This window comes from Bacillus sp. FSL K6-2971, from assembly GCF_038006405.1.
Taxonomy (GTDB): domain Bacteria; phylum Bacillota; class Bacilli; order Bacillales; family Bacillaceae; genus Bacillus; species Bacillus pumilus.
This window is the reverse complement of sequence record NZ_JBBOVD010000001.1, coordinates 3276234-3291094: the sequence shown is the minus strand read 5'-3', so window position 1 is coordinate 3291094 and position 14861 is coordinate 3276234. Positions and strand designations below refer to the sequence as shown.

16 protein-coding genes and 1 pseudogene are annotated in these 14861 nt (G+C 42.8%); 13 read left to right on the top strand and 4 right to left on the bottom strand.

Translation table 11 applies throughout. From position 1 onward, the window contains the following. Positions 1-23 precede the first annotated feature (23 nt). Positions 24-659: a YhcN/YlaJ family sporulation lipoprotein gene (locus MHI33_RS17685; RefSeq protein WP_185106880.1), complete on the bottom strand. Its 636-nt coding sequence runs from the start codon at positions 657-659 to the stop codon at positions 24-26. Positions 660-779: 120 nt separating this feature from the next. On the opposite strand from MHI33_RS17685, the gene MHI33_RS17680 reads away from it, so the two are divergent. From MHI33_RS17680 to MHI33_RS17670, 3 genes are read left to right on the top strand one after another with little or no spacing between them, the layout of a single operon-like run. Further along, positions 780-1055 (top strand): YutD family protein, encoded by a 276-nt coding sequence (locus tag MHI33_RS17680; RefSeq protein WP_003213192.1) that lies wholly within the window; start codon positions 780-782, stop codon positions 1053-1055. Between the two features lie 19 nt (positions 1056-1074). After that, a complete protein-coding gene (locus MHI33_RS17675; RefSeq protein WP_126740932.1) occupies positions 1075-1509 on the top strand; it encodes a DUF86 domain-containing protein in 435 nt (144 codons plus the stop codon). Between the two features lie 18 nt (positions 1510-1527). After that, on the top strand, positions 1528-2295 hold the full coding sequence (locus MHI33_RS17670) for a TIGR01457 family HAD-type hydrolase (protein ID WP_340913863.1): 768 nt from the start codon (positions 1528-1530) through the stop codon (positions 2293-2295). Between the two features lie 47 nt (positions 2296-2342). Here the strand turns inward: MHI33_RS17670 and MHI33_RS17665 are convergent, their stop codons facing one another. Continuing rightward, positions 2343-2843 (bottom strand): phosphatidylglycerophosphatase A family protein, encoded by a 501-nt coding sequence (locus MHI33_RS17665; RefSeq protein WP_113768044.1) that lies wholly within the window; start codon positions 2841-2843, stop codon positions 2343-2345. Between the two features lie 132 nt (positions 2844-2975). On the opposite strand from MHI33_RS17665, the gene yutH reads away from it, so the two are divergent. From yutH to MHI33_RS17635, 6 genes are all read left to right on the top strand, one after another. Continuing rightward, a complete protein-coding gene (gene yutH, locus MHI33_RS17660) occupies positions 2976-3986 on the top strand; it encodes a spore coat putative kinase YutH (protein WP_065099109.1) in 1011 nt (336 codons plus the stop codon). An 85-nt stretch (positions 3987-4071) separates the two neighbouring features. Further along, positions 4072-5055 (top strand): 2-hydroxyacid dehydrogenase, encoded by a 984-nt coding sequence (locus tag MHI33_RS17655; RefSeq protein ID WP_340912837.1) that lies wholly within the window; start codon positions 4072-4074, stop codon positions 5053-5055. A gap of 208 nt (positions 5056-5263) precedes the next feature. Next, positions 5264-6565 (top strand): homoserine dehydrogenase, encoded by a 1302-nt coding sequence (locus MHI33_RS17650; protein WP_044140849.1) that lies wholly within the window; start codon positions 5264-5266, stop codon positions 6563-6565. Continuing rightward, on the top strand, positions 6565-7626 hold the full coding sequence (thrC, locus tag MHI33_RS17645) for a threonine synthase (protein WP_340912832.1): 1062 nt from the start codon (positions 6565-6567) through the stop codon (positions 7624-7626). Before MHI33_RS17650 ends, thrC begins: the two co-directional genes overlap by 1 nt. Further along, the gene (thrB, locus tag MHI33_RS17640) at positions 7623-8555 is read left to right on the top strand and encodes a homoserine kinase (RefSeq protein WP_111912001.1); all 933 of its coding nucleotides are present in this window, start codon (positions 7623-7625) and stop codon (positions 8553-8555) included. The genes thrC and thrB overlap by 4 nt, the downstream gene beginning before the upstream one ends. 291 nt (positions 8556-8846) lie before the next feature. Next, positions 8847-10817, top strand: coding sequence for a S9 family peptidase (locus tag MHI33_RS17635; protein WP_340912828.1), 1971 nt, complete (start codon positions 8847-8849; stop codon positions 10815-10817). Positions 10818-11028: 211 nt separating this feature from the next. Here MHI33_RS17635 and MHI33_RS17630 read toward each other — a convergent pair. Further along, positions 11029-11328: pseudogene (locus MHI33_RS17630) on the bottom strand (NifU family protein). A 121-nt stretch (positions 11329-11449) separates the two neighbouring features. On the opposite strand from MHI33_RS17630, the gene MHI33_RS17625 reads away from it, so the two are divergent. Together MHI33_RS17625 and MHI33_RS17620 are read left to right on the top strand one after the other, a co-directional pair. Further along, positions 11450-11779, top strand: coding sequence for a YuzD family protein (locus MHI33_RS17625; protein WP_106029275.1), 330 nt, complete (start codon positions 11450-11452; stop codon positions 11777-11779). A 99-nt stretch (positions 11780-11878) separates the two neighbouring features. Beyond that, positions 11879-12109 (top strand): hypothetical protein, encoded by a 231-nt coding sequence (locus tag MHI33_RS17620; protein WP_058013767.1) that lies wholly within the window; start codon positions 11879-11881, stop codon positions 12107-12109. 38 nt (positions 12110-12147) lie between these two features. Here MHI33_RS17620 and MHI33_RS17615 read toward each other — a convergent pair whose 3' ends face one another. Next, a complete protein-coding gene (locus MHI33_RS17615) occupies positions 12148-13215 on the bottom strand; it encodes an NAD(P)/FAD-dependent oxidoreductase (protein WP_106066299.1) in 1068 nt (355 codons plus the stop codon). Positions 13216-13470: 255 nt separating this feature from the next. On the opposite strand from MHI33_RS17615, the gene MHI33_RS17610 reads away from it, so the two are divergent. Further along, on the top strand, positions 13471-13707 hold the full coding sequence (locus tag MHI33_RS17610) for a YuzB family protein (RefSeq protein ID WP_003213414.1): 237 nt from the start codon (positions 13471-13473) through the stop codon (positions 13705-13707). 270 nt (positions 13708-13977) lie between these two features. Next, the gene (gene dapF / locus MHI33_RS17605) at positions 13978-14832 is read left to right on the top strand and encodes a diaminopimelate epimerase (protein ID WP_044140842.1); all 855 of its coding nucleotides are present in this window, start codon (positions 13978-13980) and stop codon (positions 14830-14832) included. Positions 14833-14861 lie beyond the last annotated feature (29 nt).

The window sequence follows — 14861 nt, the reverse complement described above, 5'->3', positions numbered from 1 at the left end:
GATCTCTGGCGTTTTTTCTCGTGTTAATTTTGGCCGTAAGGGGCATTTCTTCTCATGGTACGGTCGGAATTCGTCATACCATTTGCATCTTCTTTCGTAGAAATATCCCCACCTTGAGGAGAATATTTCATTTGTTGAATTGTTTTGGTTAAGATTTGATCAAAATCACGTGAATTGGTTTGAAGACGTGAAAAATTGGTAATGGATTGAAAGTGCTCTGGATTATCAGAGACGTATACATGATAATAACGAGGGAGAACAGAAACCGCCGTTTTCTTTACTTGATCGGCAGATTCATCCCGGTTTTTGTTGCCTGTTCGATACACAATCAGTGCATCCTCATCTGTCACAAGTGTGGCTGCATCTTTGATGTTTGGCAGCTGCACAGTTAAACTTGTAATAACGTGGGCAAGATGCTCGCGATTTAAAGCAGGTGTTCTTTCTTTCTGATCTGTTACTTGCTGGCGCTGATAACGAACATATCCTGCTCTGTTTGTGTCTGCTTCTGGCATGTTGGAATTATTCCCTTCATGACGATCCGACAAACGGATGGTTTTACTTGAAGAATCTTCATCCACTTGCCGGTTCATACCTGATTGAAAGCCGCACCCGCCTAAAAGCATGCTGAGAAGAATCGCGGCTGTCAGTTGTTTCTTCATAAAAGTGACCTCCTTTTTTCTTTAGCTTCGGCTAAAACGGAAAAAACATGCTTTAGCAATTGATGGAGTTCTTCCAATGAATTATCATTAAAGATGGATCGTTTAAAAAGAGGTGAGAAGATGATCGTCATTCAAAATGCTACTTTTGATCTTGTAAGAGATATTAAAGACGGTTTTGATGAAGAAGCGTTTAAAGCAAGGTACTCAGATATTTTAAATAAGTACGATTATATTGTGGGGGACTGGGGCTACAATCAGCTGAGATTGAAGGGGTTCTTTGATGACCAAAACCAAAAGGCCACATTTGATACAAAAATCAGCACACTCGATGAATACATTTATGAATACTGTAATTTTGGCTGTGCCTATTTTGTCTTAAAACGAATCAGAAAATAACGCAAAGGGGAGCGTCATGATGTATTTCGTAGACAGAAAAAAAATTGAAGAGACATTACGTTTTTTCGAGGATCAATATGAGTTGATGCGTAGTCATCAAACATGGACAAGTCCACTAGAGAAAAAAGCGCTGGAACGAATTGTTCATTTGCTCGTCGAATGTATTCTTGATACAGGAAATGACATGATTGATGGCTTTATTATGCGTGATCCAGGAAGCTATGATGACATCATGGATATTCTTGTTGATGAAAAGGTTGTACCAGAAGAGGAAGGCAGTCAGTTGAAAAAGCTTGTCTCGTGCCGTAAAACACTTGTACAGCAATACCAAGAAGTGGTTCATCACGACTTGCTGCAGGTGATCAGCGAGGTTGAGCATGCGCTACAGGTTTTCCCAAACCGCATCCGTACCTACTTAGAGCAGGAGCTTGGCCCAGTATCAGCATTTAAATAAACCATTGGAGATGTGAGCATCATGAAATACAAAGGCTATTTAATTGATTTAGACGGGACGATGTATAAAGGAACAGAAAAGATTGAAGAAGCAGGTCAATTTGTTCAAAAGTTAAATGAGCTAAACATTCCCTACTTGTTTGTCACGAATAACTCGTCACGCACGCCAAAGCAGGTAGCAGAAAAACTTTTTTCATTCAATATCCCAGCAACAGAAGAACAAGTCTTTACAACAAGTATGGCAACAGCCAATTATATTGCCGAACAAAAGAAAGACGCGTCTGTTTATGTCATCGGTGAAGAAGGAATCAAGCAGGCCATTGAAGAAAAAGGGCTGACGTTTGGTCAGGAAGACGCTGATTTCGTTGTTGTTGGAATTGACCGCGACATTACATATGAAAAATTCGCAGTCGGTGCGATTGCCATCCGTCAAGGCGCACAATTTGTTTCAACAAATGGAGACATTGCTATTCCAACAGAAAGAGGGCTTTTGCCAGGCAACGGCTCGTTAACATCTGTATTGACCGTTACCACTACAGTCCAGCCAACATTTATCGGAAAACCAGAATCCATCATCATGGAACAAGCCATGCGGGTGCTCGGGACCGATGTGTCTGAGACGCTCATGGTGGGCGATAACTATGATACGGATATTATGGCAGGGATGAATGCAGGAATGGACACATTACTCGTTCATACAGGCGTGACAACAAAAGAGCTGCTTCAGAAATATGACAAACAGCCAACCTATGTCATTGATTCATTATCAGAGTGGATTGAGCGATGATCATAAAAAAAGAGGACAAGCGTTATGCGCGCGTCCTCTTTTTTGCTTTATTCCACATTTCTCGCACTATGTGCCAGCCTGCTTGATGCTGCAGCAGCAATGGCGCCGACAATGTCATCTAAAAAGGTGTGGCACTCTCCTGTGGATTTATCGTTGAGTGTCCCGAGAATTCCTGGTTTTTCTTTATCGATATATCCGTAATTCGTAAAGCCAATCGAACCATAAATATTGACGATAGCAAACGATAAAATTTCATCAACACCATACAGGCTTTCGTCTGTTTCTAGAATAGACTGAAGCGGCTCGGTCAGTTTTTTTTGCTCGGCGAGTACGTCTAGTTCGATGCCTGTTAATATCGCATTTTGGACTTCTCGTTTTGCGATGACACGCTCCACATTGTGGATGCATTCTGTCATGTCTAAGCCAGGATGATATTTTTCCTGTAAAAAGTAGACAAGGTCTGCTATATCTTGAATGGATACGCCTCGTTCTTGTAAACGGCGTCTTGCTGTTTTTTCTACTTCGTTCATCTCATGATGATGTGGCATATATTCCTCACCCAATCCTCGTAATTTGTCCACAACGTGTAAAAAGCTTCGGATAGTAAATAGTATTCATAAATCCCTCAACCTGCGACTAAGATATGATAAGAGATCGATCATATGAACGCAGGTGAAAACATGAAAGAAACCATTTATCACACATTTGGTATTGATGTGCGTCAACTTATGCCATATGGCAGTTATCAGAGCTTTCAAACGTCGGAGGCTCTCTTTATCATTGTTCCTGTGTCTCATTTGCGAGAAGAAGAACTCACAGAGCTGTTTCATATCAGTCAGTATTTACTGAATGCCGGAGACCCATACGTCGCTGTGTTTGAATTAACAAATGAAGAGAAGCCCACCTTTACTCATGGAAAGGAGCTGTATGCTTTACTAAAGGCAGCACCGCCGATCTCAAGCCGTTCGTTTCAACAGGCGTCAGAGCTGGCGGCCTTTCATGTCAGGGGAAGAGGATTTCCATATGAGGTGTCTGAAACAAAACGAGTGGGAGCCTGGAAGGAATTGTGGGCAAAACGGTTAGATCAGCTTGAAGGCTTTTGGATGCAGCAAATGCACCAAAAACCACTGGAACGGTTTGAAAAAAAATTCATCGAATCCTTTCCGTATTATCTAGGATTAACGGAAAACGCCATTCAATATTTAGTAGATACTGAGCTGGATGATGAACCGAAAGAATGCGACTCAGGCACTGTCTGCCACCAGCGTTTTTCGCGGAGGACGTGGCCGCATGAGCAGCCGCTTCGTTTACCTGTAGATTGGGTCTTTGATCATCCAACCCGGGATATTGCCGAATACTTAAGAGAAACCTTTGTCCAGCATAAGGAAGATTTAATTGAAGAGGGTTTTTCCTTTCTTCAGCAATATGAGCAGGTGACACCACTTTCTTCTTTTTCTAAGCGTTTGTTATACAGCCGCTTGTTGTTCCCGCTTCATTATTTTGAAATTGTGGAAGGCTACTACATGTCGGGAGAAACTGAAAAATCATATTATGAAGAACGGCTAGATTACGTCTTAAATGATGCCAATCGCTATGAATACTTTCTAAAGGTCTTTCAAGAAATGAGTGCCATGCGAAGCGGCGGGAGCCTCATTCCACCTGTTGGCTGGATCACAGGTCCACTGATTTGAAGTTTCAGTGAACAGATGAAACGTCTCTTTTCTCTTGAGGCGTTTTTCGTTATGCTTAAAGAAATCAATCAAAGGAGTGTTCTTCTTGACGAAACCTTATGTCTATATCACAAGAAAGCTGGATGAAGCATCACTTACACCACTAAAAGAAGTCGCTCATATCGAGATGTGGCCAAGCGAAGATGAGTCGTGTCCACGAGAAGAATTAGAAAAACAAGCAGCGAAAGCGGATGCGCTTCTCACCATGCTGTCAGATCAAGTAGATGAAGCCCTTTTATCAAAGGCTCCACATGTTAAGGTGATCGCAAACCTTGCTGTGGGTTATGACAATATTGATCTTGAAGCCGCTAAAAAGCGCAACATCACCATTTGTCATACGCCTGATGTATTAACGGAATCCACGGCTGATTTAGCCTTTGCCCTTCTGATGGCATCAGCGAGACGGATTGTCGAGGCGAGTGATTGGATTAAGGAAGGAAATTGGACAGGCTGGGGCCCGCTTCTTCTTGCAGGAGCTGATGTTCATCACAAAACCCTTGGAATTGTCGGCATGGGCAGCATCGGAACAGCGCTTGCCAAGCGGGCAGCAGGTTTTGACATGAAAGTGCTGTACCATAACCGGTCAAGAAAGCCAGAGGCACAAGCGCAGCTCGGCGTGACCTATGCGGCTTTTGAGGACTTGCTCACGCAGTCTGATTTCATTGTCTGCCTGACGCCGTTAACCCCAGAAACGAAAGACATATTTAATGAAAAGGCATTTGATCTGATGAAGAACTCTGCTTATTTTATTAACGTATCAAGAGGACAGACTGTGGATGAGGATGCTTTATATGAGGCAGTCACGACAGGAAAAATTGCCGGCGCTGGTCTGGATGTATTTAGACAGGAGCCTGTCAGCCCATCTCATCCGCTAACAACATTACGTAACGTCACGGTTCTCCCTCATATTGGCAGTGCAAGTGTCGAAACGAGAAAAACGATGATGCGTTTATGTGCTGAAAATATTGCGCTTATCTTACAAGGTCAGCAAGCTAAAACGCCGGTTCGTTCATCATATCAGGCTCCCTGAGTTTCGAGAGCTTTTCTGACAAAAATATTTTGAAAATATAGAATCTTGATATAAATAGCTATTAAGCGGTTTCATTCTCACAATCTCATATTTTATTACCTTGTCAAAATGAGGATACCCCTTTATAATGTGTGTACATTGAATGTCTGTGTTAGGTTAACAAATGTCTTTTTAGAGAGGACATTGACGGAGAAAGGTGGAATTTCAGGTGAAGGCAATTCGAGTTGGACTATTAGGATTAGGAACAGTGGGGAGCGGTGTCGTCAAGATTATCCAAGATCATCAGGATAAATTAATGCACCAGATCGGCTGTCCGGTATTAATACAAAAAGTACTTGTAAGCAATCCTGATAAAAAGAGAGATGTGGATGTGGCAAGAGAGGTCTTCACAACTGAAGTATACGATGTGATTAGAGATCCAGAGATTGACGTCATTATTGAAGTGATGGGCGGCATTGAAGAGACAAAACAATATTTAATAGATGCGTTAAATGAGAAGAAGCATGTTATTACCGCCAATAAAGATTTAATGGCACTTTACGGAACAGAGCTTTTACATGTTGCGAAAGAAAATGGCTGTGATCTTTATTATGAAGCAAGTGTCGCCGGAGGAATTCCGATTCTGCGTACGCTGGAGGAAGGATTAGCCTCTGACCGAATTACGAAGATGATGGGGATTGTGAACGGCACAACGAATTTTATTTTAACGAAAATGAACGTCAATAAAAGCGCATATGAAGATGTCTTAAAAGAAGCGCAGGATCTTGGCTTTGCAGAAGCAGACCCAACAGCTGATGTAGAAGGACTAGATGCAGCAAGGAAAATGGCGATTCTTGCAAGACTCGGATTTTCCATGAATGTGGAATTAGAGGATGTAAAGGTCAGGGGCATCTCTGACGTTTCTGATGAAGACATTAATTTCAGTAAACGATTTGGCTACACAATGAAGCTCATCGGAATTGCCCAGCGAGACGGAGAAAAAGTAGAAGTTAGTGTCCAGCCAACCTTACTCCCTGATCACCATCCGTTATCATCGGTCAACAATGAATTCAATGCGGTGTATGTCTATGGGAGTGCTGTAGGAGAAACGATGTTTTACGGACCTGGAGCTGGAAGTCTGCCAACGGCAACCGCTGTTGTATCAGACTTAGTCGCAGTCATGAAAAACATGCGTCTTGGCGTAAACGGAAGCGGATTTATCGCACCGCAGTTTGAGAAAAAGATCAAATCACCATCGGAAGTATTTGCTCAGCAATTTTTAAGAATTCATGTTAGAGATCAAGTCGGGGCATTCTCCCGTATTACATCTATTTTTTCTGAAAGAGGCATCAGCTTTGAAAAGATCCTTCAGCTTCCTGTGAAAGGGCATGATGAGCTGGCTGAAATTGTGATTATTACACACCAGACCTCAGAAGAAGATTTCTCAAATATCCTGCAAAAATTAAACGATCTCGACGTGGTGGTTCAAGTGAAGAGCACGTACCGAGTAGAAGGGAACGGTTTAAGCTGATGAAGTGGAATGGACTTATTGAAGAATTCCAAGAATTCTTACCAGTAAACGAATCAACACCAAAACTAACATTAAATGAAGGGAATACCCCGCTGATCCACCTCGCCAAGCTTTCGGAAAAACTAGGGATTGAGCTTCATGTGAAAACAGAAGGCGTCAACCCAACAGGCTCTTTCAAGGACCGCGGGATGGTCATGGCTGTTGCAAAGGCAAAAGAAGAAGGCAATGATACGGTCATGTGTGCTTCGACAGGGAATACTTCTGCAGCGGCAGCGGCTTATGCAGCCCGTGCTGATATGAAATGTATCGTCATCATTCCAGACGGAAAAATTGCCTTTGGCAAGCTTGCACAGGCTGTGATGTACGGAGCAGAGATCATTGCGATTGACGGTAACTTTGATGATGCACTGAAAATCGTCCGCAGCATCTGTGAAAAATCGCCGATTGCCCTTGTGAACTCTGTCAATCCGTACCGAATTGAAGGACAAAAAACGGCGGCATTTGAAATCTGTGAGCAGCTAGGCTCGGCTCCGGACGTACTGGCGATTCCTGTTGGAAATGCAGGAAACATCACTGCCTACTGGAAAGGCTTCAAGGAATACCATGAGAAAAAAGGAACTGGGCTGCCTGTCATGCGCGGCTTTGAAGCAGAAGGTGCAGCAGCGATCGTGCGAAATGAAGTGATTGAACAGCCAGAAACTGTGGCAACTGCCATCCGTATCGGAAATCCTGCAAGCTGGAAACAAGCTGTGGCGGCGGCAGATGAATCAAACGGAAAGATTGATGAAGTGACAGACGAAGAAATTCTTCATGCATATCAATTGATTGCACGGTTAGAAGGCGTGTTTGCAGAGCCAGGCTCATGTGCGTCTATCGCAGGAGTGCTAAAGCAGGTGAAATCCGGAGAAATCAAGCCAGGCAGTAAAGTTGTTGCGGTATTAACAGGCAACGGATTGAAAGATCCGAATACGGCCATTGATATTTCACAAATCAAGCCGGTCACACTTGATGCAGATGAAGACCAAATTCTTGAACACTTAGAAAAGGCCGCGCGCGTATGAGTAAAGCCTCCATGCTTTTTTCAATCACAGTACCGGGAAGCACTGCCAATTTAGGACCAGGCTTTGATTCAGTTGGAATGGCGCTCAGCCGCTATTTAAAGCTATCGGTCTATGACCATGATAGCTGGCTGTTTGAAGCAGAAACAGATGTCGTGTCTGGGATTCCATCAGGCACCGACAACCTCATTTATCAAACAGCCAAAAAGGTCGCAGATCACTTTGGAAAAACACTCCCGCCTGTTTATGTCAAAGTGTGGAGTGATATTCCATTGGCACGGGGGCTGGGAAGCAGTGCTGCTGCAATTGTGGCAGCCATTGAGCTAGCCAATCAGCTTCTCGAATTAAATATGCCGGATGATCAAAAGCTCTTTTTTGCAAGTGAGGTAGAAGGCCATCCAGATAATGCGGGTGCCTCTTTATTCGGAGGTTTACTGATTGGTCTTCATGAAGAAGACAAGACACATGCTGTCAAAGTGCAGCATGTGGATATAGATGTTGTTGTCGTGATTCCTTTTTATGAAGTGCTGACAAAGGATGCCCGTGATGTCCTGCCAGAGGATTTTTCCTATAAACATGCCGTCAGTGCGAGTGCTGTGAGCAACGTGCTTGTTGCGGCATTAATGACGCAAAACTGGCCGCTTGTTGGAGAAATGATGAATAAGGATTTATTTCATCAACCTTACCGTACAATGCTCGTCCCAGAGCTGTCGAAAGTAGAGCATGTCGCTTCGCTAAAAGGAGCGTATGGAACGGCATTAAGCGGTGCTGGTCCGACAATCTTAACCTTAGTTGAAAAAGGGAAGGGAGAAGCGCTGAAAAAGCAGCTTGCCCAAAACTTCCCGCATTGTGAAGTAGATTTGCTGACAGTACCAGTAGAAGGTGTTGTCGTGGAGCATGATCCTGTCAATCAAGTAAAGAACGTGCTGTAAAAATGCAATTTCCAGCGTGTAGGCAAACCGTCAGTCCTGCGTGCTGGTGCTCACGAATATTAATTCGCTCCGCTCCAGTACTCGTCCTTCCTAGGGCTGCAAAGGTTTTCTATCACGCTGAAAAGAAGAAAAAGAGCTAAAATAAAGATCATTTTAGCCCTTTTTCAATAACCTGAGAACGTGCTGTAAAAATGCACGTTCTTTTTTTATTCTTGTTTTTATAAAATGAAGCAGGGATTATTATTTAGAGGATCGAACTATTTTTTATGCATAAAAGGAGGAGATACATTCATGAAGAAACTGATGACAGCAGAAGATTTAACGAAGATTGTTTCTGTTTCTCATCCGGTTTATTCACCAGATGGAAAAAAGGCGGTTTTTACAAAGGTCACGGTGAATGACAAAAAGGACGATTACAACATCCATTTATGGGTTCGAGATGAAGAGACAGAGGAGCTGTCACAATGGACATTTGAGGATGGAAAGCATCATCAGCCAGTGTGGTCAAAAGACAGCAGGCAGCTTGCGTTTATTTTGCAAAAGCCAAAGGGAACTCCCCAGCTTGCACTGATTCAGAGCGAGGGAGGCGGTGTGCGCACCTTAACGGCGATTCCTTACGGGGTATCTCATCCTGTCTTTTCACTAGATGGAGCTTTCATTTATGCGGCTGTGTCACTGAAACCATCAGAATCTGTTCATGATGAAAAGAAGGAAGAGCGAGATGAGTTCGCTCCTGCGGTATATGATGATTTGACCTATAAAGCAGATGGCAGAGGTTTTTTAGATGGGCGTTTTACGCAGATCATTCAAGTGGATACTCACTCAGGAGAGGTAGAGGCTGTCACAAGCGGGCAGCATCATCATGTGAATCACATGCTCTCTCCTTGCGGGAAATGGCTTGCCTATATTCAATCAAATCCTCAGAAACCTTACATAAGTGACGTGTGCCTCCGATCATTAGAGGATGGTACGACAAAGAAAATCACACAATCATCAGGCGCTTATTCTACCATGTCTTTTGCTCCTAATGGAGAAAGCCTCGTGTATATCGGACATGAGCGCGAATTTCAAAATGCTACTTTCCCAGCATTATGGCTGTATGATCTGAAGGAGGGAAATGTCGTTCAGTTGTCAGAAATGCTCGATATGTATGTGGGCAACTGTATGGCAGGGGATAGCGTTATGGGCGAAGCCAATCAGCTTCCGCAGTGGACAAAGGATAGCCAGGGATTTTATGCACTTGTTTCTGATCAAGGCAGTACAGGGATTTATTATTTCTCTGTTGAAGGCTTAGCCTATCCTGTTCGATTAGAGGCAGAACATATCACAAACTTCAGCCTTCATCCAGATGAATCCAAATTATTGCTTAGCCGACTGTCACCCGTTTCACCAAGTGAGCTGTATGAGCTGACATTAGGGGAGGCGGATCTAAAGCAAATCACGTTCGAGCATGATGAATTCCTCAAGGAGCATGTCCTATCGGTACCAGAGCCATTTTCGTTTCAGTCAAAAGAAGGCGACGAGGTGCAGGGCTGGTTTATGAAGCCCTCCCAAATGGAAGAGGGGAAGACTTATCCGCTTATTTTAGAAATTCATGGCGGACCGCATGCCATGTATGGTTATACGTATTTTCATGAATTTCAAATGCTCGCCGCTGAAGGCTATGCCATCGTATATATCAATCCTCATGGCAGTCATGGATACGGACAAATGTTTACCGACCGTGTGAGAGGGAGCTATGGTGACGTTGATTATGAGGATGTCATGCTGGCTGTTGATCATGTGCTGAAAGCCTATGATTTCCTTGATGAGACAAGACTTGGAGTGACAGGCGGCAGCTATGGCGGTTTTATGACCAACTGGATTGTCGGACAGACCGACCGTTTTCACGCAGCCGTCACACAGCGGTCCATTTCAAACTGGATTAGCTTCTATGGCATCAGTGATATCGGTTATTACTTCACAAGATGGCAGATTGATGGGAATATTTATGATTCAGTCGATAAGCTATGGGATCGTTCGCCGCTCAAGTATGTGAAACAGGTGAACACGCCGCTTCTCATCCTGCACAGCGACGAAGACTATCGCTGCCCAGTTGATCAAGCAGAACAGCTTTTTGTAGCACTGAAGGAGCTTGGGAAAGACACAAGGCTCGTCAAATTCCCGAAAGCTTCTCATGATTTATCCAGAAGCGGACATCCGGGGCAGCGTATTCAAAGACTGACCTTTATAAAGGACTGGTTTAGAGAGAAGTTAAGCTAATAATAAAAAAACGACCCAAATCGGGTCGTTTCAGCGTGATGACAAACCCTCGCATTCCGTGTCAGTCCTGCGTGCTGGTGCTCACGAATATCAATTCGCTCCGCGCCAGTACTCGTCCTTCCTAGAATTCAAGGGTTTTCATATCACGCTGAAAAAGGCTAATACTGAAAAAAACGACCCAAATTCGGGTCGTTTTCATGTCATATATGAATTAGAAAACCTGTTCAACTTCTACAACGCCAGGCACTTCTTCTAATAATGCGCGCTCAATACCGGCTTTCAATGTAATGGTTGAACTTGGGCAGCTGCCGCATGCACCAAGAAGACGTAATTTCACAATGCCATCTTCAATGTCTACAAGCTCACAGTCTCCACCATCACGTAATAGAAATGGACGAAGTTTGTCCAGTACTTCCTGTACTTGGTCTTTCATTTCGACTTCAGTCATTGGATATAATCGCTCCTTTCACAACATATCACCATTATATTCATCTGGACGATAAAAATCTATTGATTGGTTTCAAAGTTTCCTTCTCATTATAGCACAAACTCATCTTGAAACAAAAAGTGATTTTGACTTTTTTCATACAGAAAATTCAGCTAAAATAAAGAAAGAATAGGGGGCTTGCCAAATGAATCAAACCGTCGATCTTTATGTATATGGAAGAGATGTACTTTGCGCTAGCTGCGTGAATCTGCCTTCTTCAAAAGATACATTTGAGTGGTTAGATGCAGCATTAAAACGAAAATATCCGAATCAGCCGTTTCGCATCACATATATTGATATTGAGCACCCACCAGAAAACGAACACCAAAAGGAATTGTCTGAACGAATTCTTGATGATGAATTCTTTTATCCGCTTGTCTTAGTAGAAGATCAAATTGTCGGAGAGGGCAATCCAAAATTAAAAGACATCTATCAAGAAATGGAGAAATACGGATACAAGAAGAGCAGTGAATAAACTGTTCTTTTTTTCAAAAATAAATCGAACAAACGTTCCTTTTTAGGTTGAAAAAGAACGTTTGTTCGATTATAATCAAATGAAAGGAGCGTGAGCATCATGAATTATTTACTGAAACAATCTCTTCATCAGCAAATACCAATTGAGATGATTTATATGAAGAAAAACGGAGAGTGCACGAAGCGTAAAATCATTGTCCACCGTCAAACGGACCAGCTCATTCAAGCGTATTGTTTATCAAAAAAGACGATGAGAACGTTTCGTAAAGACTGCATCCTTGCCCTTGCTCCGATTAAATTGACCCGTTCATCGGCACATGCCGTTTCATAGAAAAAAGCTCCCTCGTCATGAAGGAGCTTCACATGATGTTAGCCATTGTGATGCTTGTACATCCAAAGGAGTCCGGATTTTAGAAGTCTTGGTACACGGCCAATAAGTGGACGATCTGCTACTAAGCCAAAGCCGGCTTTTTTCCCTAAAGAGCCTAAGACACCTTTTAGCTTAAACTGAGGATAAGCCTCAGGAAGCGGCTCGTTTTTCCAGCGTTTTTGCAGAGATTGGACAATTTGTTCTGCCTGCGCCTCGGCAAGCTGTGCACTTGGGGCATGCGGCAAGCTTGCGCAATCACCCACGACATAGACGTGCTCATCTCCGGGGAGATTGTGATGAGGTGTTAGTACGACGCGGCCTTGTGCGTCTTTTTCAACATCCATCTCTCGTATCACTTTGCTTGGCTGAATGCCTGCTGTCCATACGGTGACCTCTGCTTCAATGGCGTCATCATGGTTGTAAACAACACCTTCTTCAACCTTCGTAATATTGGCACAGTTAATGATCTTTACGTCATTTTCTTCAAACCACTTTTGCACATATAAACTTAATCTTTTTGGGAAGCTTGATAGAATCAGCTCTCCGCGGTCAAAAAGAATAATGTTTAAATCAGCACGGCTTTCTCTTAATTCACTGGCTAGCTCTACCCCGCTAAGTCCAGCACCGACGATACCAACCGTTGCACCTGCACCCAAATTGTTTAATTTGTTATACGTATGTCTTGACTGATCAATGGTTTGAATGCTGTATGTATGTTCTTTCGCACCAGGGACATTATGATACTTGTCCTCACAGCCGAGTCCAATCACCGTGTCGTCATAAGGAATGGGTTCACGGTCGCTGAATAAGATCTGTTTGTTTTCAATATCAATTTTTTCTACTTCCCCATATTGAATATCCAGCTTCGGATGCTCTGGAAAAGATACTCGGATGTGATGATCAGAGATCGTTCCAGCAGCGAGTGCATAATATTCTGTTTTTAAACAGTGGTAAGGATTTCGATCAATTAATGTGATAGTAACATCATCAGGTAATTGATTTGGCAATAAGCGGTGGAGAACCCGCATATTCCCGTAACCTCCGCCGATCAAGACTAAATTTTTCATGACGATTCTCCTTTTCCCCGTAGACATTGAAAAACACTTATACTAAAAAACTTTAAGTTAAAATACCAAATAAAATTATATCGAATTTACTGTGAAACCACAATAATTGTTTCAAAATAACCTACATATTCATTAGTTAGTCCTAAATAGTAAAACATTTTACGAGTAATAGGCGTAACGATACAGGTGAAGCTCATGTTTTGACTAATAGAAGGAATTTCGGTAGGATGGTAAAGCAATGTGAGGTGAAGCAAAGTGTTCCCACTGATCGAATTTTGTGTAAGTAATCTTGCGCAAGGGTCTCAAGAAGCAAAAGAGAAGCTTGATAAAGACCCAAACCTAGACGTTATGGAATACGGCTGTTTAAGCTACTGCGGCAAATGTATGGACTCCCCATTTGCACTCGTGAATGGAGAATTTGTTTCAGGAGAAAATGCAGAGCAGCTAGTCGAGCGTATTTATGCTTTTATAGAGGAAAATGAGATGTTTTAAATGCACCACATGGGTCATGAGGTGCATTTTTTTCATACTTTCAGTTTCCATTTTCAAGGAGAATTAATAGAAAGCGCATCCAATATGTTATGCTAATAAAATATCTTCAAAATGAAGCATCACACGAGAGAAAATGAGGCATATGCATAATAAAAGCCCCTTGCCATGGCAGCAAAGAGCTTTTATGTATGAAAAACGGGGGATGATAAGATTGTCTCCTGAATCGACTCCTTTTATACTATAAAGAAACAACATTTTTGGAGGACGCTCATGACATCATTTCAATTCACGAAAATGCACGGATTAGGAAATAATTATATTTACGTCAATCAGATGAAGGAACAGCTTCCAGAAGAGCAGCTATCAGAGATAGCAATCCGCGTGTCTTCTGTTTATACAGGAATCGGTTCAGATGGTATGATCCTCATTTGTCCATCAGATATTGCACCTGTGAAAATGCGCATTTTCAATAATGATGGATCAGAGGGTAAAAATTGCGGCAACGGTCTGCGCTGCGTCGCAAAATATGTGTATGAGCATCAAATCGTAACAGACACAACGTTTCAGATTGAAACATTGTCAGGACTCGTTGAAGCGACCGTTCATGTGCAGGATGGTCACGTACATTTAGTGACAGTTGATATGGGAAAACCTCGTTTTGAAAAAGAAGAAATGCCGATGCTTGGTGAACCAGCAAGCACAACGATTAATGAACCGCTTGATTTTGGCACGACGACCTTAAACGGAACGGCTGTTTCAATGGGAAACCCGCACATCGTTTTTTATTTAGAGGACATTGAAAAGGCACCGCTTGATACAGTTGGACCAATCATCGAAAAACATGACATGTTCCCAGAAGGCGTCAATGTAGAATTTGTAGAAGTGGTCAGTGAAACAGAACTGCATTTTCGCGTGTGGGAAAGAGGGTCTGGCATTACTCAAGCCTGCGGAACGGGAGCTTGTGCGGCGGCCGTATCCACGATTGTGAATGGACAGGCGAAAAAAGAAACGGACATGACGGTTCACTTAGCAGGCGGAGATCTCATCATTCGCTGGAAAGACAATGAGCATGTGCTCATGACAGGACCTGCTGAAACGATTTGTGACGGCACATTTTATTTGTAAACCATTTATTTGAGAAAAGGCACCATCAC

Bases quoted from the DNA above. Each gene is read 5' to 3' on its own strand.
- MHI33_RS17685 (WP_185106880.1), bottom strand. From the start codon at position 659: ATGAAGAAACAACTGACAGCCGCGATTCTTCTCAGCATGCTTTTAGGC.
- MHI33_RS17680 (WP_003213192.1), top strand. From the start codon at position 780: ATGATCGTCATTCAAAATGCTACTTTTGATCTTGTAAGAGATATTAAA.
- MHI33_RS17675 (WP_126740932.1), top strand. From the start codon at position 1,075: ATGTATTTCGTAGACAGAAAAAAAATTGAAGAGACATTACGTTTTTTC.
- MHI33_RS17665 (WP_113768044.1), bottom strand. From the start codon at position 2,843: ATGCCACATCATCATGAGATGAACGAAGTAGAAAAAACAGCAAGACGC.
- yutH (WP_065099109.1), top strand. From the start codon at position 2,976: ATGAAAGAAACCATTTATCACACATTTGGTATTGATGTGCGTCAACTT.
- thrC (WP_340912832.1), top strand. From the start codon at position 6,565: ATGAAGTGGAATGGACTTATTGAAGAATTCCAAGAATTCTTACCAGTA.
- thrB (WP_111912001.1), top strand. From the start codon at position 7,623: ATGAGTAAAGCCTCCATGCTTTTTTCAATCACAGTACCGGGAAGCACT.
- MHI33_RS17635 (WP_340912828.1), top strand. From the start codon at position 8,847: ATGAAGAAACTGATGACAGCAGAAGATTTAACGAAGATTGTTTCTGTT.
- MHI33_RS17625 (WP_106029275.1), top strand. From the start codon at position 11,450: ATGAATCAAACCGTCGATCTTTATGTATATGGAAGAGATGTACTTTGC.
- MHI33_RS17620 (WP_058013767.1), top strand. From the start codon at position 11,879: ATGAATTATTTACTGAAACAATCTCTTCATCAGCAAATACCAATTGAG.
- MHI33_RS17615 (WP_106066299.1), bottom strand. From the start codon at position 13,215: ATGAAAAATTTAGTCTTGATCGGCGGAGGTTACGGGAATATGCGGGTT.
- dapF (WP_044140842.1), top strand. From the start codon at position 13,978: ATGACATCATTTCAATTCACGAAAATGCACGGATTAGGAAATAATTAT.